Origin of the sequence: Methylobacterium brachiatum, from assembly GCF_020523825.1 — a bacterium.
GTDB lineage: Bacteria > Pseudomonadota > Alphaproteobacteria > Rhizobiales > Beijerinckiaceae > Methylobacterium > Methylobacterium brachiatum.
Genome location: NZ_JAJALK010000005.1, coordinates 296,058 through 319,880 on the forward strand (window position 1 = coordinate 296,058; position 23,823 = coordinate 319,880).

Here is a 23,823-nt window from a genome sequence, read left to right on the forward strand (position 1 = left end):
TTCCTCACACGATGACCCGGGGCTGCGAAACGACTCACGCAGATCGCGCGCTTCGGCTGGTGAGGCGGGCCCGGGCGACGCGCTCGCGGGCGCGCTCCAGGGTTCGGGCCAGGGGGAACAGCGGGTCGCGCCCGGCCTCGACCAGGAGGTGGGCGATCGGGCGCCGCTCCGTCCAGAAGGTCGAGCCGAGGGCGAAGTCCGGCGGGGCGCAGGAGTCGATCCGTTCGATGTCCTCCCCGGCCAGGACCGCCTCGGTCAGGCGGTGGACGAGCTGCACCCCGGGGGCGGCCTCCGGGTCGGCCTCATCGTGGGCGATCTTAAGCACCCAGGCCTCGGCGCCGGTGAGCGGCAGGATCGCGGAAGCGAGGATCCGGTCGTCCCGGCGCAGCCGGGCGACGCGCACGCGCCCCTCGGCCCCGAGATCGGCCAGGGCGGCGCGCAGGAACGCGACCTCGTCGGGCCGCTGCCCCAGGCCGGTGCCGGCCCGGCCCTTCCAGCCCGCCGCCTCCAGGGCGACGTGGTCGTCCAGGGCGCGGTCGAGCGCCGCGGGGGCATCCAGGATCTCGAGCGCGACGGGACCCGCGGCCTCCAGGCGCTGCCGGGCGAGGCGCAGCTTGCGCCGGCGCTTGCCGGAGAGGTGGTCGAGATACGTCGCCCGCGCCGGCATCGACCGGCCGGTCACGTCGAGCAGACCGCGTTCATGCGGCCAGTAGGCCGCCTGCCGCGTCCCGCGCGCAGCCAGCAGGTCGACGAGCGGACCATCCGCGGGCGCGTTCGGCAGGAACAACCGCGGCGGCAGGCCGAGCGTCCGCGGCGCGGCGAGCAATCCCGCGAGCGCGGCCTCCGGGTCGGCGCCGTCGAGGAGCGGGGCGCCGAAGGGGCCGTAGCCGTGGGTCCAGCCCATCAGCACCGGAAGCGGTACGCCCCAGCGGCGCCACGACACCCGGAACGGCCAGGCGGCCAGGAACCGCACGCCCGGCGCCTCGGGCGGACGGTCGGCGACGACCAGCAGACGGATACCGGCGCCGAAGGATTTTCGGGCCGCCAGCGCGTAGCCGGCCTCGTAGAACGGGTTGCGGATATGGGCCTCCGCGCCGAGCGCCCGCCAGGCCGGGATCCAGGCGGCGGCGGGATCGAGGGGCCGAACCGCGGCGACGAGGCCGCCGGGAAGCGTCGCGGTGTCCGGCATGGCGCGCCCGTCAGGCCGCGAGCCGGTGGCGGATCGCACCGGCAAAACCGAGCACGTCGAAGTGCCAGGCGGTCGCCCCCGCCCCGACGACCAGCAGGACCAGCCGCAGGGCCTGACCCGGCGGCATCAGCCCCCCCGGGACCAGGCCGATCCCGGCGATGACCGCGCCGCAGACCAGGGCGGCGCCCGCAATCCCCGCCATGTCGGCGAGCGGCAGCGGCATCGGGGTGCCGGCCCGGTAGGCGCCGAGCACCAGCACCAGGCAGGCCGCCGCCTGCCCGCCCGCGAAGGCGAGCGCCGCCCCGGAAGCGCCGAATCTCGGGATCAGCAGCAGGGACAGGATTGCCACCACCGCCAGGGTGGCGAAGGCCGCCGCCGCCTCGAGCCGGCTGGTGCGGGTAAAGTAGATCACCTGCCCGAAATAATAGGCCCGGAACATCATCAGGATGCTGGCCAGGATCAGGACCGGGGCGAGCGCCCGCGCCTCCGCCCGGTAATCCGGCCCGAGCAGCACCGCGACCACGAGGTCGTCGAAGCACAGGAAGAACACCGCCCCGAAGGCGGCGATCAGGGTCATGGCCCGGGCGGCGTCGCTCAGAACCCCGGAGGCGGCCGCGATGCCGCCCACCCGCGCCTCGCGCTTGGCGATGGAGATCAGCGACAGGGCGATCGCCTCACCGAACACGATGAAGCTCTGCTTCAGGAAGTCGGCCAGCGCCCCGTAGGCGCCGAGCCCCGCGGGCCCCACCGTCTTGGCGATGATCAGCCGGTCGAGGCTCTGGGCGAGGGCCGCCGTCCCGAACGAGAGGACCAGCGGCCAGCCATAGGCGAACAGGCGCAGCGCCTCGGCCCGGCTGCCGCGGCCGGGCATCATCGGGGCGATGGTGATCGCGGCCGGCAGCGCCGCCAGGGCGTTGGCGGCGGCCACGGCAAAAGCGAGGTGCAGCGGATCGGTGGACAGGTGAAGCGCCAGGCTGCCCAAGCCGAGGATCAGCACGGCCCGGCTCATCACCGAGGCCGCCACCGCCCCAGCCTTGAGGCGCGTGCGGGCGATCTCGGTGGAGCCCTCGAACAGGGTCGTGCCGAAGGCGAGCGCCAGGATCGCCGCCGCCATAGGGGCGGGGACGAGCCCGAGCCCGGCCGCGAACGCGCTGCCGAGGCCGGCGAGCAGCAGCGTGCCGCCCAGGATCCGCACCACGGTGCCGACCTGCGCCGGCTCGCGGGCCTCGTCGTAGAGGGCGAAGAACGCGAATTTCGGCCACTGGCAGGTCGCCCCGTAGAGCACCAGCGCCCAGGACAGGACGTACAGGTAGGTGCCGTAATTCTCCACCGGCGCGAGCCGGGTGAACACCGCCACGGAGGCCATGTTCAGGGCGGCGGCGAAGCCGCGCGAGCCGACATAGATCAGGCTGTGCCGGGCAATCATGTCCTACGCATCACGCGCCATAAGGGTCGCCGGTCCGGCGATACCCCTTATGGCGCGCAAGCGTTAGAGCATCGTTCCGGATACCTGAACGATACTTTAAGACGACGTTGCTTCGAACCCGCACGCCGGCAAGCGCTGCCTCGACGACTTACTCAGCGCCGGATCAGCGACCGCCCGGTCATCTCGGCGGGCTGGTCGAGGCCCATCAGGTCGAGGAGGGTCGGCGCGACATCGGCCAGGCGGCCGTCGGAGAGCGCCACGCCGTCGACGCCGACGAGCGTCACCGGCACCGGGTTGAGCGTGTGGGCGGTGTGCGGCTCGCCGGTCTCGGGATCGCGCATCATCTCGCAATTGCCGTGGTCGGCGGTGACGAGCAGGGCCCCACCGCTCGCCGTAATGGCGTCGACCACGCGGCCGAGGCAGGTATCGACCGTCTCCACCGCCTTCACGGCCGCGGCGAGGCTGCCGGTATGGCCGACCATGTCGGGATTGGCGAAGTTCAGGAGGATCATGTCGTAGCGGCCGGAGCCGATCGCCTCCACGGCCCGGTCGGTCAGCTCCGCGGCCGACATCTCCGGCTGCAGGTCGTAGGTCGCGACCTTCGGCGACGGAATCAGGATCGCGTCCTGGCCCTCGAACGGCGCCTCGCGGCCGCCGTTCATGAAGTAGGTGACGTGGGGGTATTTCTCGGTCTCGGCCATGCGCAGCTGGGTGCGCCCGGCCCGGGAGACGGTCTCGCCGAGGCCGTTCGGCAGGTCGAGGGGGCCGAACAGGGTGTCGGCGAAGGCGTCGATCTCGACGCTGTACTGGACGATCCCGAGGGCGGCGGCGAACCGGACCGTCCGCGTGCGCGCGAAACCCGTGAAGGCCGGATCGAGCAGGGCTTCGAGGATCTGCCGGGTCCGGTCGGCGCGGAAGTTGAAGCTCAGCACACCGTCGCCGTCGTTCATGCCGGCATAATCGCCGATGATGGCGGGCCGCAGGAACTCGTCCGACAGGTCGACAACGTAGGAAGCGGCGATCGCCTCCATGGCGCTCGCAAACCGGGCGCCGCGCGCCGCGGTCATCGCGTCGTAGGCGATCGAGACCCGCTCCCAGCGCCGGTCGCGGTCCATCGCGTAGTAGCGGCCGCACAGGGTGGCGATGCGCGCGCCCTCGGGGAGCGCGGCCTCCACGGTCTCGAAGCAGGCGGCGGCGGAACGGGGCGGCATGTCGCGCCCGTCCGTGAAGGCGTGGAGGCGGACCGGCACGCCGGCCTCGACCAGAACCCGGGCCAGCGCCACCGCGTGGTCCTGGTGGGCGTGGACGCCCCCGGGCGAGAGCAGGCCGACGAGATGGCAGGTGCCGCCGCTCGCCCGCAGCCGGTCGATGAACCGGACCAGCGCCGGGTTAGTGGCGAGCGAGCCGTCCGCGACGGCGGCGTCGATCCGCGGCAGGTCCTGCATGACCACCCGGCCGGCGCCGATATTCAGGTGCCCGACCTCGGAATTGCCCATCTGCCCCTCGGGCAAGCCGACATCGGCGCCGTAGGTCATCAGGCGCGCCCGGGGACGCTCGCGCATCAGGGCGTCGAAGACGGGGGTGCGCGCCTGGAGCACGGCGTTGTCGGCGACCGTATCCCGGAGTCCCCAGCCATCGAGGATCACGAGCATCACGGGGCGCGGGGTCCTGTCGGGCACGGTCACAACACTCCAAAGCCGTCACGGCACATTGCGGCTTCCGGGCTCCACGAAGTCCGGAAAGATGCGCGTGTCGATAATCGGCTTGACCGTGCGAGACTACAGCCCTGGATAGAAATCCGCGACGGATGCGGAACGGCGTCCGGCTTCTGACACCGGATTCGCGGGATCTGCGCGCGGGAAGCCCCGTCAATTGACGCTCGCCGGGTCCGATCCGGGCGGGACGCCGAGCAGGGGCGGCTTCCGGCGTAGCGCAGTCCGCAGCAGCGTCCGGCGATAGCCCCGATGCGACAGGAACCCGGCGGCCCAGGCCAGGTGCATCGCGATCGCCGCCGGGCCGCTCATGACCAGCATCGGCTCCCGCGCCTTGAGCGCCAGCGCGAGGCCGCTCAACCCGCAGCCGCCCGCATAGACCGCGAGCAGGATCAGCAGCGCCGGCGCGACCGTGACGAGGGCCAGGGCGGCGACGCCGTAGAGCAGGACCAGGGGTGGCAGCATCTGGCGCAGCCGCGGCAGGCTGGCATGCTTCTCCAGGGTCCGGGCGCAGCCGCGGCCGTACAGGAAGTATTGCCGCGTCAGGCTGAACAGGGTCGCGCGGGGGAAATAGGTCACGGCGAGATCGGCCGCGAGATAGATCCGGCCGCCGGCGGCGCATAACCGGCGGTCGAGCTCGGCATCCTCGTTGTGGGAGAAGCTCTCGTCGTAGCCGCCGACCCGCAGGAACTCGCGCCGGTCGAAGATGGCGTGGTGGCCGTGGGAGACGTAGCCCGAGATCCCGCCCAGGCGATGCGCCGAGCCGCCATTGCCGAGCCGGCTGTTCTGGGCGGCCGCGATCGCCCGCTGCAGGGGCGTCACCCCGATCGTCCGCAGCGGCACGACCACCGAGACCGCCTCGCGCAGGCGGATCGTCCGCACCAGGTCTTGCACCCAGTGCTCGGGATAGGCGGCGTGGCAATCGGCGCGCACGAGATAGGTGGAGCGGGAATCCGCGAGCCGCGCCGCCAGGTTGAGGCCCGAGGCCTGGATGCGCCGGGCGTTGTGGATCAGCTGGATCCGCGGGTCCGCGGCGCTCAGCGCCCGGACGATCGCGCAGGTCTCGTCGCTGCTGCCGCCATCCATCACCAGCAACTCGCAGGGGAGCGTGCCGGATGCCGGCATCACCGAGCGGATCGCCTCGGCGATGTGGCGGGCCTCGTTCAAGGCCGGCATGGCGATCGTCACGAGCGGGATGCCGGCGCCGTCCGAACCATCGTCCGAAGCATCGTTCATGGCGGTTCTCCTGAGACCAGGGCCCGATCTTTCGCCGGACCCGCGGTGGCCCCGTTCCGGAGGCAGCGCCCAACCTCGGCCAAGACGGCTCGCACGCCCGACGCGATGGCCCGGGCCGGCCGAGCCGGTCTCGACAGAGGCGACGTCCCACGCCCGGGGTCTTTTCTGTCGTCATAAGCAGCCAATACGGTGGTTAACCACAACCACCTCTTCAGTCGGCAGCCTCGATACGACGAAAGGTGTAATTCGTCCCGGCCGACCGCGATGATAGCTCGGCTCAGTGGGATCGCCGCCCCGGCAGCCGAGCGCCGCGCGGATCCCGCAAGCACCGATCGTCGTGCGGGATCGCCTGGAATGATGGACTCTTTGGACGCGCTCGCGCTCGATGCGCCGAAACACGGGCTTGCCGGGCCGACATCAGAACCGGCCGCGATGCCGGTCACCGAGATCCGTCCGGATCATAAGCTCGTCGCCTTCGATGCCGCGAGCGTCTGGCAGTATCGCGGGTTGCTCTGGGTCCTGATCCTGCGCGACCTGAAGGTGCTCTACCGCCAGACCGCCCTGGGCGCCTGCTGGGCCATCGCGCAGCCGCTGTTCACGGTGGCGATCTTCACCGTCATCTTCGGCCACTTCGCCAAGATCCCCACCGACGGGGCGCCCTACGCGCTGTTTGCCGGGAGCGCCATCATCCTGTGGACCTACTTCGCCGAGTCGGTGCGCCGGAGCGCCACCGGCCTCGTCACCGAGGCCGAGCTCATCCGCAAGATCTACTTCCCGCGCCTGGTGATCCCGCTCGCCACCGTGGTGTCGCCGATGGTCGATTTCGCCATCGCCCTGGTGGTGCTGCTGGCGCTGATGCTCTGGTACGGGGTGGTGCCGGGCTGGCACATCGTCTTCGCGATCCCGACGCTCGCGGTCACGGCGATGCTGGCGCTTGGGGTGAGCCTCTGGCTCGGGCCGGTCAACGTCCGCTTCCGGGACGTCAAGCACACGCTGCCGTTCCTCATCCAGATCTGGATGTACGCCTCGCCCATCGTCTACGCGGCGAGCATCGTCCCGGACTCGGTGCGCTGGGTCTACGCGCTGAACCCCATGGTCGGGCTGATCGAGGCGTTCCGGTTCGCGATCCTCGGCGGAACCGCCCCCGACCTGTTCGCGCTCGCCGTCTCGGTCACGGCCGCATCCGTGCTGCTCTTCACCGGACTGATCTTCTTTCAGCGCATGGAGCGCTCCTTCGCGGATATAATCTGATGTCGATGGCGATCAGCGTACAGGATATCGGCAAGCAATACTGGCGCGCCCCGCGGGCCACGCACGAGAACTCCCTGCGCGAGGCGCTCATCGCGGGCGCGCGGGGCTTGGTGACGCGCCGGTCCGCGGCGCGCCCGTCCAGGGAGGGCTTCTGGGCCCTCAAGGATGTCAGCTTCGGCATCAAGCACGGCGAGAATGTCGGCATCATCGGGATGAACGGGGCCGGCAAGAGCACCCTGCTCAAGCTGATCTCGCGGATCGCTGCGCCGACCACCGGCAGCATCAAGCTGGTCGGCCGGGTCGGGGCCCTGCTCGAAGTCGGCACCGGCTTCCACCGGGAGCTCACCGGCCGCGAGAACATCTTCCTCTACGGCTCGATCCTGGGCATGCACCGCCAGGAGATCGCCGAGAAGTTCGACGCGATCGTCGAGTTCTCGGAGATCGGCGACTTCATCGACATGCCGGTGAAGCGCTATTCCAGCGGCATGTATGTCCGGCTGGCCTTCTCGGTCGCCGCGCATCTCGAGCCCGACATCCTGCTCCTCGACGAGGTCCTGGCGGTCGGCGACTACACCTTCCAGAAGAAGTGCATCGACTTCGCCCGGCGCCTGCAGACCAAGGGCTCGACGATCCTGCTCGTCTCGCACAACATGTTCAGCGTGAAGACCATGTGCGAGCGGGTCATCTACATCAAGAACGGCCGCGTCGCCTTTGACGGCCCCACCGACGAGGGCCTGCACCACTACGAGCGGGACAGCTACCTGGCCGACGCGCCGTGGTTCAAGCCGGAGGGCGGCCACCATCCGGTGGAGATCCGGGAGGTGACGGTCGCCGACGAATCCGGGGCGCCGAAGACGCTGTTCCGGCACGGCGAGCGGATGCGGATCACGGCACGCTACACCGCCTCGGAGCCGATCGCCGACCCGCATGTCCTGTTCTCGGTCACCCGGTCGGACGAGCTGCTCTGCTGCAATTTCAGCACGATGACGGACCGCGCCAAGCTGCCGCCCCTGTCCGGGGAGGGCACGATCGAGTTGCTGACGCCGCCGCTGACCTTGAACGCCGACACCTACACGGTCTCGGTGGTGGTCCGGCAGCGGGGTTTCGAGCGCCTGCTCGCCGCGCGGATCGGGGCCCGCTTCCACATCGAGCACCCGGTCTTCGCCCCCGACGTGTTCGGCGTCTTCCACATGCCCGGCACCTGGACGGCAGATCCCGCCCCGCATCGCTGAAGCCCGGAGAGCACGATGGCCACGATTGCGTCAGGGCACCACCAGGACGGGACACGCGGCGCCGACGAGACCGCCCGGCGGGCCGGGCGGATCCGGTCGAACTTCTCGGCCTTCGATGCGCGGGTGCGGGAAGCGGAGCGTCGCGCGGCGTCCGGGGACCTGGAAGGGGCCGCCGTCGAGGCCGCCATCGCTGCGACGCTGGCGGCCCACCGCCATTGCGGCGTGTTCGCGAGCCCGCGCCTGGAGCGGGTGACCGCGCAGATCGGCCGGCGGCTGGAGCCGCAGCCCGACCACGGGCCGGCCCCGGAGCCGGCGCCGTTCCGCCGCGTCCTCCACGTCTGCACGCAGCTCGCCCCGGTGGGCGGCCTGACCAAGATGCTGGCCCTCTGGATCGGCGCCGATGCCAACCGGACCAACGGGCTCGCCCTGACCCAGCACCGGGGACCGGTCGATGCCCGCATCACCGAGGCCGTGCGGGCGAGCGGCGGCACGATCCACCACCTGAACCACCGCCAGGGCGGCAAGCTCGCCTGGGCGCGGGAGCTGCGCCGGGTCGCGCGCGACTACGACGTCGTCGTCCTCCACATCCATTGCGAGGATGTGGTCCCGCTGATCGCGTTCGCGGATCCGGCGAGGCATCCGCCGGTGCTGCTGCTCAACCATGCCGATCACCTGTTCTGGATCGGGGCGCGGATCAGCCACGCGGTGATCAACCTGCGCGAGGCCGCCCGCCGGCTGGCAAATACGCGGCGCGGCGTCGACCCGGCCCGGAGCCTCCTGCTCCCGACCCTGATCACGCTGCCCGAGCGTCAGCGCAACCGGACCGCCGCCAAGCGTGCCCTCGGCATCCCGGAGGAGGACATCCTCCTGGTCTCGGTGGCGCGCGGCGCGAAGTACCGCAACGTCGGGCCGGTCACCTACGCGGACCGCCATGTCGACCTGCTGGCCGCGCACCCGAATGCCCGCCTGATCGTGGTCGGCGCCGGCGCGCGGGCCGACTGGGCTCCGGCGCAGGCGGCGACAGGCGGGCGCATCACCGCCTATGCGGAGCAGGCGGATCCGCGGGTGTTCTTCGAGGCGGCGGACATCTACGTGGATTCCTACCCGTTCGTGTCCTCGACCTCGATGCTTGAGGCCGCAGCCTACGGGCTGCCGCTGGTGACGCGTTTCGAGGCGCCCGAGGCGGCCGAGATCGTGGCGATCAACCATCCGGGGCTCGACGCTACGGCCCGGGTCGCCCGCGACCAGGCTGAGTACGAGGCCCACCTGACCGCGCTGATCACCGACGCGGAAACCCGCCGGGCCGCGGGATCCGGGATCAGCGCCGCCATCGCGCGCCTCTACGCACCGGCGAGCTGGCTCGCCGGGCTCGACGCGGTCTACGCCCAAGCCCGGGCGCTGCCCCGGCTCGCGCCGGATGCCGGGCCGGTGATTGCCGAGGCGCCCCATCTCGGCGAGCCGGACCTGCGCCACCAGGACATGTTCGGCTCGGATTTCCCGGTCTCGGGCATGACCAAGAACTACATCGGTATGCTGCCCCTCCGGCAGCGCGTCGCCTCCTGGGCGGCCCTGCGCCGGGCCGGCGATCTGTCCGGGCCCTGGGAGCGGGTGCGCCTGCTGCTGCCGGAGTGGCTGGTGCGCAACGTCAAGGACCGGCCGGGGCTGCTGCGGGCCGGTTGATCGGGCGGGACCATCGCATCCCGCAAGCCGAGACCCGAGAAGCCCTACGGTTTCTCGGGTCTCGGCGTCTGTTTGGTATTCAGGCTTCGGCATGCCCGCGGGTCTCAAGCCGCCTGCGACGGCTTCGCCTGCGAGGCGGGGCGCGACAGGCGAGCCCCCCTCAGCGCGTTCCCGGCTCGGCGGCGGCGAGCGGCCGGCCGGCCTGAACGACGGCCAGCAGGGCTCCGCGCAGATGCGTTGGCCGGACCGCGTCCTTGATCGCCCGGTGCGGCATCAGCCGGAAGGCGGACAAGAGCGCGCCCGCGGCGGCGCGCCGGTCGCCGCGGGCCGCATGGGCCTGGGCGCCATCCAGGAAGGCGTCGTAATAGCCCTGCACGGTCGCGAAATAGAGGCGTAGGGCCGCGACGCGCGAGACGCCGAGCGCCGGCGCGTGCCGGCGGAAGACCAGCCGGGTGAAGTGGATCCGGCGGGCGATCAGGCTGTCGAAGGTCCCGGGCGGCCGCTGCCGGAAATGCACGCAGGGCACGGCGACGAAGCCGGCCCGGTGCCGGCGGACCGCACGGATCTGCCAATCCCAATCCTGATCGCCGAGCAGCGCCTCGTCGAACAGGCCGACGCTGTCGACCAGGCTCCGGCGCACCACCGTCGCGCCCACCTGCGGGAAGTAGCCGCTCAGCATCCGGCGCAGCAGCGCCCCGCCGTCCGCCGGGAGGTCCGCCGGCCAGGGACCGTAGACCGGCTCCAGATCCTGGGAGGTGGTGACGACCTGCCCGAAGACGATCCCGAGATCCGGCTCCGCTTCGAGCCGGCGGAGATGGGGGCGGATATGGCCCGGCTGCCAAACGTCGTCGTCGTCGAGGAACGCCACGTAGGGCGCGCTGGCCCGCAGCAGGGCGGCGTTGCGGGCGGCCCCCGCGCCGGGCCGCGCGACGGCGACGTGGAGCGCGCCGAATTCCGCCGCGGCCTCGGCGCCCGGCCCCGGCCGGCCGTTGTCGCCCACGATGATCTCGAAGGCGAGATCGGGCCCCTCCAGGGCGCGGATGCTCGCCAGGGCCTCGCGCAGCAGGGAAGCCCGATTGCAGGTGGGCACCACCACGGAGACCGTGAGGCGGGGCGCGGGCCGGATCATGTCCACTCCTCCCAGGCATCGTAGGCCCCCTTCAGGAGGGCACCGAAGACCAGATCGTTGTCGAAATGCGTGACGAAGCTGCGCCCGACGGTCCCGAGCGGCCGCGTCTCCACGGCCTGCGCGTAGACGATCCGGTAGCCGGCCTGCTGGGCGGCGCGGGCGGCGTCGGGCGTCCAGTTCGCCGACTGCCCCAGCGGGATCGCGAAGCTCTCCGGCCTGAGGCCCAGGCGGGCCGCGATCGACCGGCGCGAGCCTTCCAGCTCCTCGGCCGCCCGCTCGGGGCTGATCCGCCCGAAATCCGGATGCGTGACGGAATGGCTGCCGATCTCGGCGCCCGCCGAGGCCAGCGCCTCGACCTCGCGCCAGCTCAGGACCCCGCCCGGGCCGGTCCCGGGCCGGTCGAGCCAGCCGGAGACGACGAACAGCGTCCAGGGGATCGCGTGGTCGCGCAGGATCGGCTCCGCCGCCTCGAGCACGCTGCGCCAGCCGTCGTCGAAGGTGATCGCGAGATCCCAGGCCTCGCCGTTGCCCTCCGCGATGGTGGCGGCCGGCACGAAGCGGTAGCCGAGGCGCAGGGCCAGCTCGATCTGGTGCCGGAAGCGCCCGGGGGTGACGTCGTTGACCCCGCATTCGGGCTGCCCGACCGAGTGGTAGCAGAGGATGCGCCCGCCCGGCCTCTCGCGGCGCGTCCCGGCAACCGCCAGGGTCGCGCGCTCGCAGGCCATCCGGGCTGCCGCGACCCGCGGACGGGTGAGCCCCACGGTGCGGGCGAGGCTCTTGACCGGCCCGGGGATCATCGCAGGGCGGCGCGCAGGCCGGAAACGACCTGATCCTGCAGCGCGTCGTCCATGCCGGCATAGAGCGGCAGGAGGATCGCGTGGTCGCGCGCCCGCTCCGATTCCGGCAGGGCGAAGCGCCGGGGCGCCTCGGCGTAGGGCGGCTCCAGATGGGCGCACATGATGCCCCGGCGGGTGGCGATGCCCTGGTCGAGCATGGCCTGCATCACGGCACCCTGGTCGGCCGCCTCCGGCAGGCGGACGCAGAAGCTCTGCCAGTTGCTGCGCGAGCCCATCGGCTCGGGCGGCGGCGTCACCTCCGGGAGATCGGCGAGCCGCGCCCGGTAGCCGTCGGCGAGAGCGCGCCGCCGGGCGATCAGGCCGGGCAGCCGGGTCAGCTGCGCGCGGCCGATGGCGGCCTGCACGTCGGTCATCCGGTAATTGTAGCCGGCGATGGTGTACTCCTCGGCGACCACCCGGGCGCTGCCGTGGCGGGCCACGTCGGACACGCTCATCCCGTGCTGGCGCCACAGCCTGAACTTGCGGTCCCATTCGGGATTGGCCGTGGTGATCATGCCGCCGTCGCCGGTGGTCAGGACCTTGCGCGGGTGGAACGAGAAGCAGGCGACGTCGCCGGCGGGTCCGCCGACCGGCCGCCAGACATCGCCCTGGAGCCGCTCGGAGCCGATGGCGCAGGCCGCGTCCTCGATCACCGGGATGCCGGAGCGGCGCCCGATCGCCACGATGGCTTCGAGGTCGCAGGGCATGCCCATCTGGTGGACGCAGACGATCGCCTTCGTCCGCTCGGTGAGGGCCGCGGCGGCGGCCTCCGGGGCCATGTTGAAGGTCGCCGGGTCGATGTCGACGAAGATCGGAATCGCCCCGCACTGGGCGATGGCGTTGGCGGTGGCGATGAAGCTGTGGCTCACCGTCACCACCTCGTCGCCGGGCCCGACCCCGGCGGCGAGCAGCGCGAGATGCAGCGCGGTGGTGCAGTTCGAGACCGCGCAGGCATGGGGGGCGGCGACGATGGCGGCGAACTCCGCCTCGAAGGCCGCGACCTGCGGCCCCTGGGTCAGCCAGCCGGAGCGGACCACGGCGGCGGCGGCCTCCGCCTCCGGCTCGCCGACATCGGGTTTCGCGATCGGGATCATGCGAGCGCCCGCCTCAGGTGATCCGAGCCGGCCTCGTCGCTCCACCAGGCCACCAGGTCGGCGAGGCCCTCCGCCGCCCCGATCTCGGCCTCGAAGCCGATCAGCTCCCGGGCGAGGCTGGTGTCGCACAGGCGCCGGGGCACCGGGTTCACGGCGCGCTCGGCCTCGTGGACGAGCGGGGTGCCGTCCCGGCCCATGATCCGGGTGAGATGGCCGGCGAGATCGACGAGCGAGGTCTCCACGCCGGTGCCGACATTGAGCACCACGTCGGTGGCCGGGGCGGTCGCCGACAGGATGTTGGCCCGGGCGATGTCGCGGACATGGACGAGGTCCATGGTCTGCAGCCCGTCGCCGAACACGATCGGGGACTGGCCCTCGGCCAGGCGCTGCATCCAGCGCACCATCACCTCGGTGTAGCGGCCGGTCAGGTCCATGCGCGGCCCGTAGGCGTTGAAGTAGCGCAGGGCGACGTAGTCCAGCCCGTACATGTCGTTGAACGCGCGCAGCAGGCCCTCGCCGAACGACTTGGCGGCCCCGTACAGGGTGCGGTTGTCGTAAGGGTGGTGCTTCTCGGTGGTCGGGAAGCTCTCGGCCATGCCGTAGACCGAGGCCGAGGAGGCCATCACCACCTTGGCGACGCCGGCCTCGACGCAGCGCTCGAGCAGGTCGAAGGTCGCGGTCGCCATCACCTCGAAGGCCTGGCGCGGCTCGGCGGCGCATTGCGTGATCCGCAGGGCCGCCTGGTGGAACACCACGTCGGTGCCCTTGACCAGGGTGTCCATCAGGGCCCGGTCGCGGATGTCGCCCTGGACCAGCCGGACGCGCCCCGAGCCGAGGGCGTCCTTCAGGTTCTCGGGGCGCCCGCGGACCATGTTGTCGATGGCCACGATCTCGTCGCAGCCGGCCTCGACCAGCAGGTCGATGATGTGGGAGCCGATGAAGCCGGATCCGCCGGTGACGAGGATCCGGGTCCCGCGCAGGTCGCCGCCGAAGCGGCTTCCCTTGGTAACCTCACGCAGCTTGGGCATCGGCGACCTCGCAGTAGCTCGCGACGGCCCGGCAGACGGTGTCGATCTGGCTGGTCGTCAGTTCCGGGAACATCGGCAGGGACAGGGTCCGGGCGGCCAGCCGCTCGGTGACCGGCAGGCAGCCGGTCCCGTCGTCGAGATGGCGGTAGGCGGGCTGCCTGTGGACCGGGACGGGGTAGTGGATGCCGGTGGCGACCCCGGCCTCGGCCAGGTGCTGGCGCAGGCCCTCGCGGTCGGGGGTGCTGACCGCGTAGACGTGGAAGGCGTGGTCGCGTCCGGCCGGACCGGGCAGGTCGAGCCCGAGGCCCGCGAGCCGTTCGCCGTAGGCGGCCGCCACCGCCTGCCGGGCCCGGGTCCAGCCCTCCAGATAGGGGAGCTTGGTGCCGAGGACCGCCCCCTGGACGCCGTCCATGCGCAGGTTGAAGCCGTGCCGGACGTGGTTGTACTTGCCCTGCTGGCCCCAGTCGCGCAGGCACCGCGCGGCTTCCGCGAGGTCGTCCCGGTCGGTGACGATGGCACCGCCCTCGCCGTAGGCGCCGAGATTCTTGCCGGGGTAGAAGCTGAAGCAGCCGATATCCCCGATGGAGCCGGCCTTCCTGCCGCCCCGCTTGGCGAGATGCGCCTGGGCGGCGTCCTCCACCAGGGCGAGGCCGTGGCGCCGGGCGATGGCGCCGAGCGCGTCGAGATCCGCCAGCCGCCCGTGCAGGTGCACCGGCAGGATCGCCTTGGTGCGGGGCGTGATCGCCGCCTCGACCAGGGCCGGATCCATGGTCCAGTTCACCGGGTCGATGTCGACGAGCACGGGGGTCGCGCCGGCGTAGAGCACGGCCGCGACGGTGGCCACGAAGGTCGCCGAGACCGTGATCACCTCGTCGCCCGGGCCGATATCGAGGGCGAGCAGCGCGAGATGGAGCGCCGCGGTGCCGCTGCTGACGGCCACCGCGTGCTTGGCGCCGCAGGCCTTGGCGAAGGCCGCCTCGAAGGCGGTGACCGCCGGTCCGAGGACGAAGTCGCCGCTGCGCAGGACGTCGAGCACGGCGGTTTCGACGGCGCCGCCGACGGCCGCGTATTGCGCCTTGAGGTCGAGAAACGGGATCACGAGGCCCTCGCAAGTGGCATGAGGTCGATCGGGTGGCCGTTCTGGCGCAGGGAGCGCATCGCGGCCTCGAGCAGTTCGACCACGCGCAAGCCGCTATGGCCGTCGGTCTTCGGCGCCTTGCCGGTGGCGATGCAGTCGACGAAATGCTCGATCTCGACGACGAGCGCCTCGCGGAAGGACAGGTGCGGCGACCACATGTCCCCGGTCCGGTACGAGACCATCAGCTCGGTGATGTCCCCGGAGCCGTCGCCGACGGTGACGCCGCGGTCGTAGACCTTGACCTTCTCGATCGGGTCCAAGTCGTTGTAGACGATCATCTTCTTGCTGCCGCCGATCAGCGTCTGCCGGACCTTCACGGGGGCCAGCCAATTGACGTTGATCTGCGCGACGACGCCGCGCGGGTAGAAGATCGTCAGGTGGGCCATGTTCTCGGGGCGGCCGCTGAAATGGCCGGTGCCGCTCGCCGAGATCGCCACCGGGGCGAGGTCCAGCACGTGGTCGAGGATCGCGAGATCATGGACCGCGAGGTCCCAGATCACGTTCACGTCGCGCTGGAACAGGCCGAGATTCACCCGGGTCGAGTCGTAGTAGAACACTTCGCCCAGGGCGCCGTCGGTGATCAGCTCGTTGATCTTCTCGACCGCGCCCGTGTAGACGAAGGTGTGATCGACCATAAGGGTCAGGTTGCGCTTGGCCGCCTCCTCGATCAGCAGCCGCGCCTCGAAGGCCGAGGACGTGATCGGCTTCTCGATGAAGACGTGCTTGCCGGCCCGGAGCGCGTTGATCGCGATCTCGAAATGCGAGCTCACCGGGGTCGCCACCATGACGGCGTCGATCTGCGGATCCGCGATGAGGTCGCGCCAATCCTGGTGGAGCTGGGCGGCGGGATAGCGCTTGCCCGCCCGGGCGAGGGCCGCGGCCGACTGGTCGGCGATGGCGGCGAGCCGGCACTGCTCCGTCTCCGACGTGCAGCGGGCGAGATTCGGCCCCCAATAGCCGTAGCCGACGATTCCGATGGCGATCATGTGCGTGGGTCCCCTCAAGCGATCTGCAGAGACTTGGCCGCCGAGGAGCGGCGGGAGCGGGCGCGCTTCTGGCGCGTGTCGCCGATGACCCGGGCGGGGCATCCGGCCACGATGGCGTAGGGCGGGACGTCGCGGGTCACGACCGCGCCGGCGCCGACCAGGGCGCCCTCCCCGATGGTGATGCCGGCCACGATGGTGGCGTTGGAGCCGATCGCGGCGCGGTCGCCGACCAGGGTCTCGACGAGCTCCCAGTCGCCGTCGCGCTTCAGGGTGCCGTCCGGGTTGGTCGCCTCGGGGTAGCGCTCGTTGGTGAAGACCACGCCGTGGCCGACGAACACCTCCGCGCCGATGGAGACGCCTTCGCAGATGAAGCTGTGCGAGGAGATCTTGCAGCGCGGGCCGATGGTGCTGCCCCGCTGGATCTCGACGAACGGGCCGATGCGCGACCCGGTCTTTATTTCGCACCCGTAAATATTAACGAGGTCCGGGTAGAAGATACCCACATCCTGCCCAATATCGGCATCGGTTATCGGCATCCAAGCGGCTCCTTCTGCCGAACTTCTGTGCGGCAAAACTGCGCGGAGCCGTGGACGATCCGGAACCCAGGCTTTCGATACTGGTCCTCCCCCGAAAGGTGCACCGTCTCGGCCGGGGGCGGCGGGGGCCCGGGAGGCCTACCTCGAAAGGCGCAGGCGCCGGCGCCGGGCGGCGCGGCCGGCCTCCTTTTGGACGAGTCCCGGGGAACGGGGCCGCCGCGCATCATGCCGGCCGAGCTGCGAGCGAGCAGGAAGGCACGACGCGTGAAGACCTGGTCCCCGTCCGATCTCTGCGAAGAAAAGGCCCCCCGGGGCGGTGCTTCGCTGCGCAGAACCTTCGCGGCGAGCGCGGCGCTACTGCTGGCCTTCGCGGGATCGCCGGCACGCGCCGAATACCGGATCTCGGCCGGCGACACCCTGGAGGTGACGGCGCTCAGCATTCCCGGATTCAAGCAGGAGGCGACGGTCGGGATCGACGGCACCGTGATGGTGCCGCTGCTCGGCGAGGTGCCGGCGGTCGGGCTGACTGTGGCCGAGCTGCGCAAGGCGCTGCAGAAGGCCCTGCCGGCCAAGGCGGTGCGGCAGCGCAATGCCGACGGGCGCGAATCGATCGCCGTGATCGAGCCCGACGAGATCGGGGTGCGGATCGCGAAGTATCAGCCGGTCTACCTGAGCGGCGACGTGACCAAGCAGGGCGAGCACCCGTTCCATCCGGGCATGACCGTCCGGCAGGCGGTGGCGCTGGCGGGGGGCTACAACCTCCTGCGCTTCCGGATGGAGAACCCGGTCGTCGAGAGCGCCAACCTGCGCGCCGAGTACGACGCGGTCTGGGCGAGCATCGCCCGGGAGAGCGCCAATGTCTGGCGGCTCAAGGCGATCATCGCGGGGGCGCGCCCCGACAAGGCGGCGGCCGGCCCGGAGGCGCCCCTGAACGTGCCGCCGTCGCGGGCGAGCGTCGCGCAGAAGCTCGCCGAGCAGCAGCTGCGCGTGCAGATGTCCGACGTCTCCAAGGAGAAGGAGCACCTGCAGCGCGCGCTGACCCGCTCCCAGAACCAGCTGGCTAGCCTGACCGAGCAGCAGGCCAAGGAGAAGGAGGGCGTCACCGCCGACGCCGACGAGTACGACGCGGTGCGCGCCCTGTTCCAGCGCGGCGCCGTGGTCACGACCCGCCTGACCGACGCCCGCCGGGCGGTGCTGCTGTCCTCGACCCGGGCGCTGCAGACCACGGTCCAGGTGGCGCAGCTGGAGCGGGACAAGGGCGAGCTGACCCGCAGGCTCGAGCGGGTCGACGACCAGCAGGCCTTGGAGGCCATGGAGAAGCTACAGGTCTCGGAAGACAACCTGGCGGCGCTGCGCTCGCGCCTCAACAGCATCAACGACAAGCTGGTCTATACCGGCGCCCTGCGGACCCAGCTCCTGTCCGGCAGCCGGGCGCGGGCTTCGATCGCCGTGTTCCATCCCGGCAAGGCCGGCTCCGGCAGGAGCGGCCCGAACCTGACCGACGCGGCCGAGGACACCGAGCTGCAGCCGGGCGACGTCGTGGAGGTCGTGCTCAAGCCGGATCCCGCCCTGCGCGGGATCGGCGACGGCACCGGCCAGAACTGACCCCCGAACCGACCTCGCCAGAACCGTGCGCCCGCCGCGTGAGGGAAGAGCCATGAACAAGCACTCGACCGCCGCGTCCTTCCTGCAGGCCGAGTCCCTCGGCCCGGCGCGGCCGTGGCGGGAGGGGCCGCGGGGGTCCGATCCCGAGGGCCAGGTCGCGATCCTGACGATCGTGCGGCGGAACTGGCGGTCGATCCTGATGCTGAGCGGCATCGGGCTGATCGCGGCGATCGTCTACGTCGCCACCGCCCCGTCGATCTACACCGCCAAGGCGCGGGTCTACATCGAGAGCCGCTCAAGCCCGGTCACGGCCCGCGACACGCCCGGCGCCGCGACCCCCCTGGAGATCCCCGAGGTCGAGAGCCAGGTCGAGTATATTCGCTCGGAGAAGATCGCCCTGGCCGCCGTGCGCCGGCTCGGCCTGCCGCCGTCTCAGGACCTGGCGGTGCCGCCGCATCCGCTGGTGGCGAAGCTCCGCGAGGGGCTGGGCGCGGTCAAGCTGTTCGTCGGCCACCTCATCGGCCTCCATCCCGCCGCCAAGCCGGTCAGCCCGGCGAGCCCCGAGGAGCGCCAGGCCGGCACCGTCCGCGAGAACCTGGAAGCCTCGCGCATCGGCGCGGCCTACGTCATCGAGGTCGGCTACAGCCTCGACAATCCCGCCGACGCCGCCGCCGTGGCGAACGCGGTCGCGGACGCCTACGTGGCCACGCAGCTCGAGAACCGGTCGCAGATCTGGAAGGTGGCCGGCGAGTGGATCCTGCCCCGGCTGAAGGAGCTGCAGCAGCGCGCCAGCCAGGCCTCCCGGGAGGCCCAGACCTACAAGGCCGAGCACGCGATCATCGATCTCGGCAAGCGCGGCCTCGTGGGCGAGCAGCAGCTCGAGGAGCTGAACACCGCGGTCGCCTCCGCGCGGTCCAAGACCGTGGACGCCCGCGCCACCCGCGACCAGATCCACATGCTGCTCGCTTCCGACATCGCCGATCCCGGCATCACGGAGGCCTTCAAGGACACGGTGATCATCCAGCTGCGCAAGCAATACGTAGACCTGGTGCAGCGCGCCGACGACCTGAAGCGCCGCCTCGGCCCCGACCACGACGCGGTGACGGCGATCCAGAAGGACGTGCTGGCGGCCAAGCAATCCCTGCGGGCAGAGCTGGAGCGCCTCGCCGCCTCCCTGGACCGGGATTACGAGGTCGCCAAGGCCCGCGAGGACAGCATGTCGGCGTCCTTCGACGCGCTGATCTCGAAGACGCTGGTGACCAGCGAGGCCAGGGTGAAGGCCAAGGAACTCGACCGGGCGGCCGAGACCTACGACCAGATCTACACGAACATGCTCAGCCGCTACATCGACGCGGTCAACCAGCAATCCTACCCGCAGCCCTCCGCGCACGTGATCACCCCGGCGAGCGTCCCGGAGCGCCCGAGCGCGCCGCGCGGCGGGCTGATCGTGATGCTCGGCCTGCTGGTCGGGGCCGGGCTCGGGGTCAGCGGCGCCTTCGCGCGGCACTGGTTCGACCGGACGATCCGGTCGCCCGGGCAGCTCACCGGCCAGGGCCTGCCCTGCCTCGCCGCCCTCCCCGAGCTGCGCCGCGAGCCCGGCTACCGGGCCGCCCTGGCGCTGGCGCAGGCCCATGCCAGCGAGGCCCTGCGGCCGGCGAGCGTCGAGGCGTTCAAGGCGAGCGCCGTGCGGTTCATGCCGCAATCGGTCTTCGTCGAGCGCCTCCACAGCCTGAAATCGCACCTGCTCGGCAACGACCGCCGCGGGCCGGTCTTCGCCATCGGGGTGACTTCGGTGGAGGCCGGAACCGGCAAGACCACCTTCGCGAGCAATTTCGGCCAGCTGCTGGCGCGGTCGCGCTCGGCCGCTACCAGCCGGATCCTGCTGATCGACGCCGACGTGCGGCAGGCGACCCTGTCGCGGCTCAACCAGGCGGCCGACCAGCGCGGGCTGCTCGACGTGCTCGCCGGCCGGTGCGGCACCGAGGAGGCGGTCCGCCTCCAGCTCGGGGATGTCCGCCTGCTCGCCTGCGGCAGTCTCCTGCCGGGCGACCCGCATTTCAGCGACCTGATGACCCCGGAGGCCATCGCCGGCCTGGTCCGGGACGAGCGCACCCATCTCGACCGCATCATCGTGGACCTGCCGCCGGCGGACGAGCTCCCGACCTTGCGGCCGCTGCTCGACATGCTCGACGGGGTGATCCTGGTGGCCGAGGCCGGCAAGACCGACATCGACGACGTGGTCGCCGCCGTCCACGACCTCGAATCCGCCGGCTGCACGGTGCTGGGCGTGGTGCTCAACAAGACCAACGCCACCCCGGCGGTCCGGCGCGGCACGATCGTGAACAGCCTGGTCCGCCGGACCGCCGCGCTCAAGCCCGCCGCCCCGAGCCGGCTCGCCCGCTCCTGGCGCCGCCGCCCGGCCGCCGACGCGACGGATGCGGGAGCCTCCGCGTGACGGGGTTTCGCCGGTCGGATCGCGGGCACGGGCGGACGAGCCTGGCCGCCCTCACGCGATCCCCTCATCCCGACCGGTCTCACATATCGGGCCGGGCAATACGCGCGCCGGACGAGGCACGGGTCCCCTCTCCCGTGCGGGAGAGGGTTGGGGTGAGGGACCAGGTTTCTCCGGAGAGGGCGCACCCGCCGCATCGCCGTTCGAAGGGCAACGGACCGACAGCCTCATACCCTCCCACGGTTAGGGGCTTTGCCGGGATGGCCGGTGTTGGGTGTGACACGCCATGACACGGACCCATCCTGAAGCGGCGGCGCCCGGCCGGGTCGCGTTCTTCGGCCATGACCGGATCGAGCCGACCATCCGGAAACGGGTCGGGGCCATCCGGGATACCGGCTGGTCGGTGGTCGAATACATGTTCGTGCGCGCCCGGGCCGGCCTCCCCGATCCCGCGGCCTCCGGCGACGTGGTCCCCCTCGGGCAGACCGTGGACCGGCATTACGGCAAGCGGCTGCCGCTCCTTGCGCTGGGGATCGCTCGGGCGCTCACGCGCTGGCGCGACCTGCGCGCGGCCGACGTGGTCTATGTCCGCAACCTCGACATGGCGCTGGTGGCCTGGGCCTCGGCGCGGCTCGCGGGCAGCCGCGCGCCGCTGGTCTACGAAGTGCTCGACATCCAGCGGCTGATGGTGCGCCCCGACCGGGTCGGGCGGATCGCCCGGGCGGTCGAGCGCTGGATCCTGGGCCGCAGCGCGCTGCTCGTCGTCAGCTCGCCGGACTTCGTGACCCGCTACTTCGCGCCGGTCCAAGGCTTTGCCGGTCCCTGGCACCTGCTCGAGAACAAGGTGATGGCCCACCGCCTCGCCGCGGTGGCGCACCGGCTGGAGCGCCGCCGGGTCGCGGGGCCGCCCTGGGTGATCGGCTGGTTCGGCACCCTGCGCTGTCGCCGGAGCCTGACCATCCTGGCGGCGGTGGCGCGGGCGCTGGGCAATTCGGTCCGGATCGTCATCGCGGGCCGGCTCTCGGAGGAGGATATCGACCCGCAGGATTTCGCCGCGACCCTGGCCCGGCATCCGAACATGACGTTCCGCGGCCCCTACGCCAATCCGGGCGAGTTGCCCGACATCTACGGCGGCGTCCATTTCAGCTGGGCGGTCGATTACCTGGATGACGGTCTGAATTCCGACTGGCTGCTGCCGAACCGCCTCTACGAGGGTGGGTTGTGCGGGGCGCTGACGCTCGCCCGCGCCGACACCGCCACCGGCCGCTACGCCGAGACCGAGGCGCTCGGCTGGGCGTTCCCGGAGCCCCTGGAAGCGTCGGTGATCGCGTTCCTGCGCAACCTCGACGCGGAGACCTACGCGCGCATGCAGGCCGGCCTCCTCGCCTGCGAGACCACCCGGTTCGTCGACACCCACGGCATGCGGGATCTGCTGGCGCGGGTCGCCTGACCGGCGGTCGTGACGCACGGGAGCCCAGCCCCTTCCTGGGCTCGGGGAGTCCCATGTCGCGCCGGGCAGATCGCGAACGGCCCCCTTACTGTGCGGGTGGGCGGATTCACCCATCGTCGACGGCGTAAGGCGCGGGTCCCCTCTCCCGTGCGGGAGAGGGGGCCTGCCGCGTCTCTCACAGAGCGACATGTAAACTGCATAGCCCACACGGCGACCTGCGCCTCCCGCGCTCCTGCGCGGTTCCCAGAGGCCGGACAGGCGCTATGCGCGCTGGGCCCCGGCCCCGATTCGCCGCCGATTCGCAACCGAGGGCCCGGGGAAGGCTCCGACGCGTGGATTTCCACCCGCGCGCAGTACCCGGACTACCGATACGCCACGAAATCTGATCTTTAGGTGGCAATGCGCCGATACCATCCTGTATCGGAAGATTCCGCCGCGGATATGCAAAACAGCTCCGCTAAAACCGATTCCGGTGACTGAATTCGCACCACGAAACGGCACGGCACTCCAGCGAAAACACCGGGGCCGCCGCAGCGACAATATCGCCTCAAAAAGCCTCCGCTCGATTATAGAGATACGAGTCGTCGGCGCCAGTGGACAGTGAGGTGCGCCGAAAGACTTGAGAAATGGACAGCAAGATCTGGCGGCGGCGCCGCGTCCGATTGGACGATCCCCTACGTACGTAGTTTGTGACTGTTTTGAGTTGCGTAGAAATTTAATCAAACGAGCGCAGATAGGGTATTTACAGCCGATTTTACGAAAGTTAGCATTATATCCGCGGTCATCGAGAGCCACTTATAAGGCACCCAATAGACCGCTATCCGCCAGTGTCACGCCGATGGCGATTTCATTGGGTTCCCACGCCCTCGTCTGACAATGGGCTTCCTGCGAAAGGAGGTAACTTCTTATGGCCAGTCTTGGTACTCGAGACGAGCGCGTCATCGTCGAGCGAAACACTCTCCAGAGCCGTGGCGGCTTCCCGGGGGTGCAGGGCGGTGACGGTCCGGCCGTCATCGAGCAGCGGGAGCCGATCCTGGTCCGCGCGAACCGCATCGTGATCATCGATCGGCGGCAGCTCGTCGGTCGATGCCTGGCCGCCTCCCTGCGGGAGGCCGACAAGGACACCGTGTTCGAGGTCTTCCCGGACATCGAATCCTGGAAGCGCCAGACGCCGTTCGCGGCCGCCCACGTGGTCGTGCTGTGCCGGCCGGACGGCAACCTCTCGGAGACCGAGTGGGCCGAGATCAGCCGGGAGCTGGCGCTGCTGCAGGGCGAGGCGGGCGCCCCGCCGGTGGCGGTCATCTCGGACGGGGAGAACCTCGACCAGATCGTGCGGACGATCAAGCTCGGGGTGAAGGGCTACATCCCGACCACGACCTCGGTCGACATCGCCCTGCAGGCGCTCCAGCTCGTCCAGGCCGGCGGCGTCTACATCCCGGCGGAATGCCTGTTCCCGCTGCTCGCCAGCATCAAGGTCGAGGCGCCGGTCGAGACCGGCGAGGACGAGATCTTCTCCCCGCGCCAGCTCTGTGTCGCCCGGGCGTTGCGCAAGGGCACGCCGAACAAGATCATCGCCTACGAGCTGAACATGTGCGAGAGCACGGTGAAGGTCCACGTCCGCAACATCATGAAGAAGTTGAAGGCGAAGAACCGCACCGAGGTCGCCTACCTGACCAACAAGTACTTCCTGCGCGAGGATTCGAGCCTCGCCACCGTGAAGGCCCCGGCGGCCTGATCCGCCCCGACCCGGACCCGACACCACAGAGCCGTGCCCGATCCCCGCGATCGGGCACGGCTCTGTGGCGTTGGCGGACCGCCCCGATCCGGCGACCGGGGCGGCCGG

General features: G+C 71.1%; 18 protein-coding genes. 7 read left to right on the top strand and 11 right to left on the bottom strand.

From position 1 onward, the window contains the following. Nucleotides 1-34: 34 nt before the first annotated feature. The 4 genes from LGR69_RS14260 to LGR69_RS14275 all read right to left on the bottom strand — a co-directional run bounded on the left by LGR69_RS14260 (nt 35) and on the right by LGR69_RS14275 (nt 5,563). Nucleotides 35-1,189, bottom strand: a complete 1,155-nt coding sequence (locus tag LGR69_RS14260; RefSeq protein ID WP_007567390.1) for a GNAT family N-acetyltransferase — start codon at nt 1,187-1,189, stop codon at nt 35-37. Nucleotides 1,190-1,199: 10 nt separating this feature from the next. Next, nucleotides 1,200-2,615: a lipopolysaccharide biosynthesis protein gene (locus LGR69_RS14265; RefSeq protein WP_007567392.1), complete on the bottom strand. Its 1,416-nt coding sequence runs from the start codon at nt 2,613-2,615 to the stop codon at nt 1,200-1,202. 152 nt (nt 2,616-2,767) lie between these two features. Continuing rightward, complete coding sequence (gpmI, locus tag LGR69_RS14270; RefSeq protein ID WP_039903951.1) at nt 2,768-4,267, bottom strand: 2,3-bisphosphoglycerate-independent phosphoglycerate mutase; 1,500 nt, start codon at nt 4,265-4,267, stop codon at nt 2,768-2,770. 216 nt (nt 4,268-4,483) lie between these two features. Beyond that, the gene (locus LGR69_RS14275; protein ID WP_230366413.1) at nt 4,484-5,563 is read right to left on the bottom strand and encodes a glycosyltransferase family 2 protein; all 1,080 of its coding nucleotides are present in this window, start codon (nt 5,561-5,563) and stop codon (nt 4,484-4,486) included. Between the two features lie 354 nt (nt 5,564-5,917). Between LGR69_RS14275 and LGR69_RS14280 the strand changes: the two genes are divergently transcribed. Genes LGR69_RS14280 through LGR69_RS14290 form a run of 3 tightly spaced genes read left to right on the top strand, consistent with a single transcriptional unit; the run spans nt 5,918 to nt 9,726 of the window. Then, on the top strand, nt 5,918-6,814 hold the full coding sequence (locus tag LGR69_RS14280) for an ABC transporter permease (protein WP_007567397.1): 897 nt from the start codon (nt 5,918-5,920) through the stop codon (nt 6,812-6,814). Continuing rightward, a complete protein-coding gene (locus LGR69_RS14285) occupies nt 6,814-8,046 on the top strand; it encodes an ABC transporter ATP-binding protein (protein ID WP_230366414.1) in 1,233 nt (410 codons plus the stop codon). Before LGR69_RS14280 ends, LGR69_RS14285 begins: the two co-directional genes overlap by 1 nt. Before the next feature lie 15 nt (nt 8,047-8,061). Then, nucleotides 8,062-9,726, top strand: a complete 1,665-nt coding sequence (locus tag LGR69_RS14290; protein ID WP_230366415.1) for a glycosyltransferase — start codon at nt 8,062-8,064, stop codon at nt 9,724-9,726. Between the two features lie 160 nt (nt 9,727-9,886). On the opposite strand, the gene LGR69_RS14295 is transcribed toward LGR69_RS14290, so the two are convergent. The 7 genes from LGR69_RS14295 to LGR69_RS14325 are packed head-to-tail and all read right to left on the bottom strand — an operon-like array spanning nt 9,887 to nt 16,473. After that, nucleotides 9,887-10,855: a glycosyltransferase family 2 protein gene (locus LGR69_RS14295; RefSeq protein ID WP_230366416.1), complete on the bottom strand. Its 969-nt coding sequence runs from the start codon at nt 10,853-10,855 to the stop codon at nt 9,887-9,889. After that, nucleotides 10,852-11,652 (bottom strand): polysaccharide deacetylase family protein, encoded by an 801-nt coding sequence (locus tag LGR69_RS14300; RefSeq protein WP_122161598.1) that lies wholly within the window; start codon nt 11,650-11,652, stop codon nt 10,852-10,854. The genes LGR69_RS14295 and LGR69_RS14300 overlap by 4 nt, the downstream gene beginning before the upstream one ends. After that, complete coding sequence (locus LGR69_RS14305; protein ID WP_230366417.1) at nt 11,649-12,785, bottom strand: DegT/DnrJ/EryC1/StrS family aminotransferase; 1,137 nt, start codon at nt 12,783-12,785, stop codon at nt 11,649-11,651. The genes LGR69_RS14300 and LGR69_RS14305 overlap by 4 nt, the downstream gene beginning before the upstream one ends. Then, the gene (locus tag LGR69_RS14310; RefSeq protein WP_230366418.1) at nt 12,782-13,813 is read right to left on the bottom strand and encodes an SDR family NAD(P)-dependent oxidoreductase; all 1,032 of its coding nucleotides are present in this window, start codon (nt 13,811-13,813) and stop codon (nt 12,782-12,784) included. The genes LGR69_RS14305 and LGR69_RS14310 overlap by 4 nt, the downstream gene beginning before the upstream one ends. Continuing rightward, nucleotides 13,797-14,912, bottom strand: coding sequence for a DegT/DnrJ/EryC1/StrS family aminotransferase (locus LGR69_RS14315; protein ID WP_230366419.1), 1,116 nt, complete (start codon nt 14,910-14,912; stop codon nt 13,797-13,799). Before LGR69_RS14315 ends, LGR69_RS14310 begins: the two co-directional genes overlap by 17 nt. Further along, nucleotides 14,909-15,937 (bottom strand): Gfo/Idh/MocA family protein, encoded by a 1,029-nt coding sequence (locus LGR69_RS14320; protein ID WP_007567413.1) that lies wholly within the window; start codon nt 15,935-15,937, stop codon nt 14,909-14,911. The genes LGR69_RS14315 and LGR69_RS14320 overlap by 4 nt, the downstream gene beginning before the upstream one ends. A gap of 14 nt (nt 15,938-15,951) precedes the next feature. Then, nucleotides 15,952-16,473: an acyltransferase gene (locus LGR69_RS14325; protein ID WP_091860966.1), complete on the bottom strand. Its 522-nt coding sequence runs from the start codon at nt 16,471-16,473 to the stop codon at nt 15,952-15,954. Nucleotides 16,474-16,737: 264 nt separating this feature from the next. On the opposite strand from LGR69_RS14325, the gene LGR69_RS14330 reads away from it, so the two are divergent. The 4 genes from LGR69_RS14330 to LGR69_RS14345 all read left to right on the top strand — a co-directional run bounded on the left by LGR69_RS14330 (nt 16,738) and on the right by LGR69_RS14345 (nt 23,715). Continuing rightward, on the top strand, nt 16,738-18,078 hold the full coding sequence (locus tag LGR69_RS14330; RefSeq protein ID WP_230366420.1) for a polysaccharide biosynthesis/export family protein: 1,341 nt from the start codon (nt 16,738-16,740) through the stop codon (nt 18,076-18,078). A 52-nt stretch (nt 18,079-18,130) separates the two neighbouring features. After that, nucleotides 18,131-20,533, top strand: a complete 2,403-nt coding sequence (locus tag LGR69_RS14335) for a GumC family protein (RefSeq protein WP_230366421.1) — start codon at nt 18,131-18,133, stop codon at nt 20,531-20,533. 283 nt (nt 20,534-20,816) lie between these two features. Beyond that, nucleotides 20,817-21,980 carry a glycosyltransferase family protein gene (locus LGR69_RS14340; RefSeq protein WP_230366422.1) on the top strand — a complete coding sequence of 388 codons (1,164 nt, stop codon included), beginning with the start codon at nt 20,817-20,819 and terminating at the stop codon, nt 21,978-21,980. A 907-nt stretch (nt 21,981-22,887) separates the two neighbouring features. After that, the gene (locus LGR69_RS14345) at nt 22,888-23,715 is read left to right on the top strand and encodes a LuxR C-terminal-related transcriptional regulator (protein ID WP_091860980.1); all 828 of its coding nucleotides are present in this window, start codon (nt 22,888-22,890) and stop codon (nt 23,713-23,715) included. The last annotated feature ends 108 nt before the right edge of the window (nt 23,716-23,823 follow it).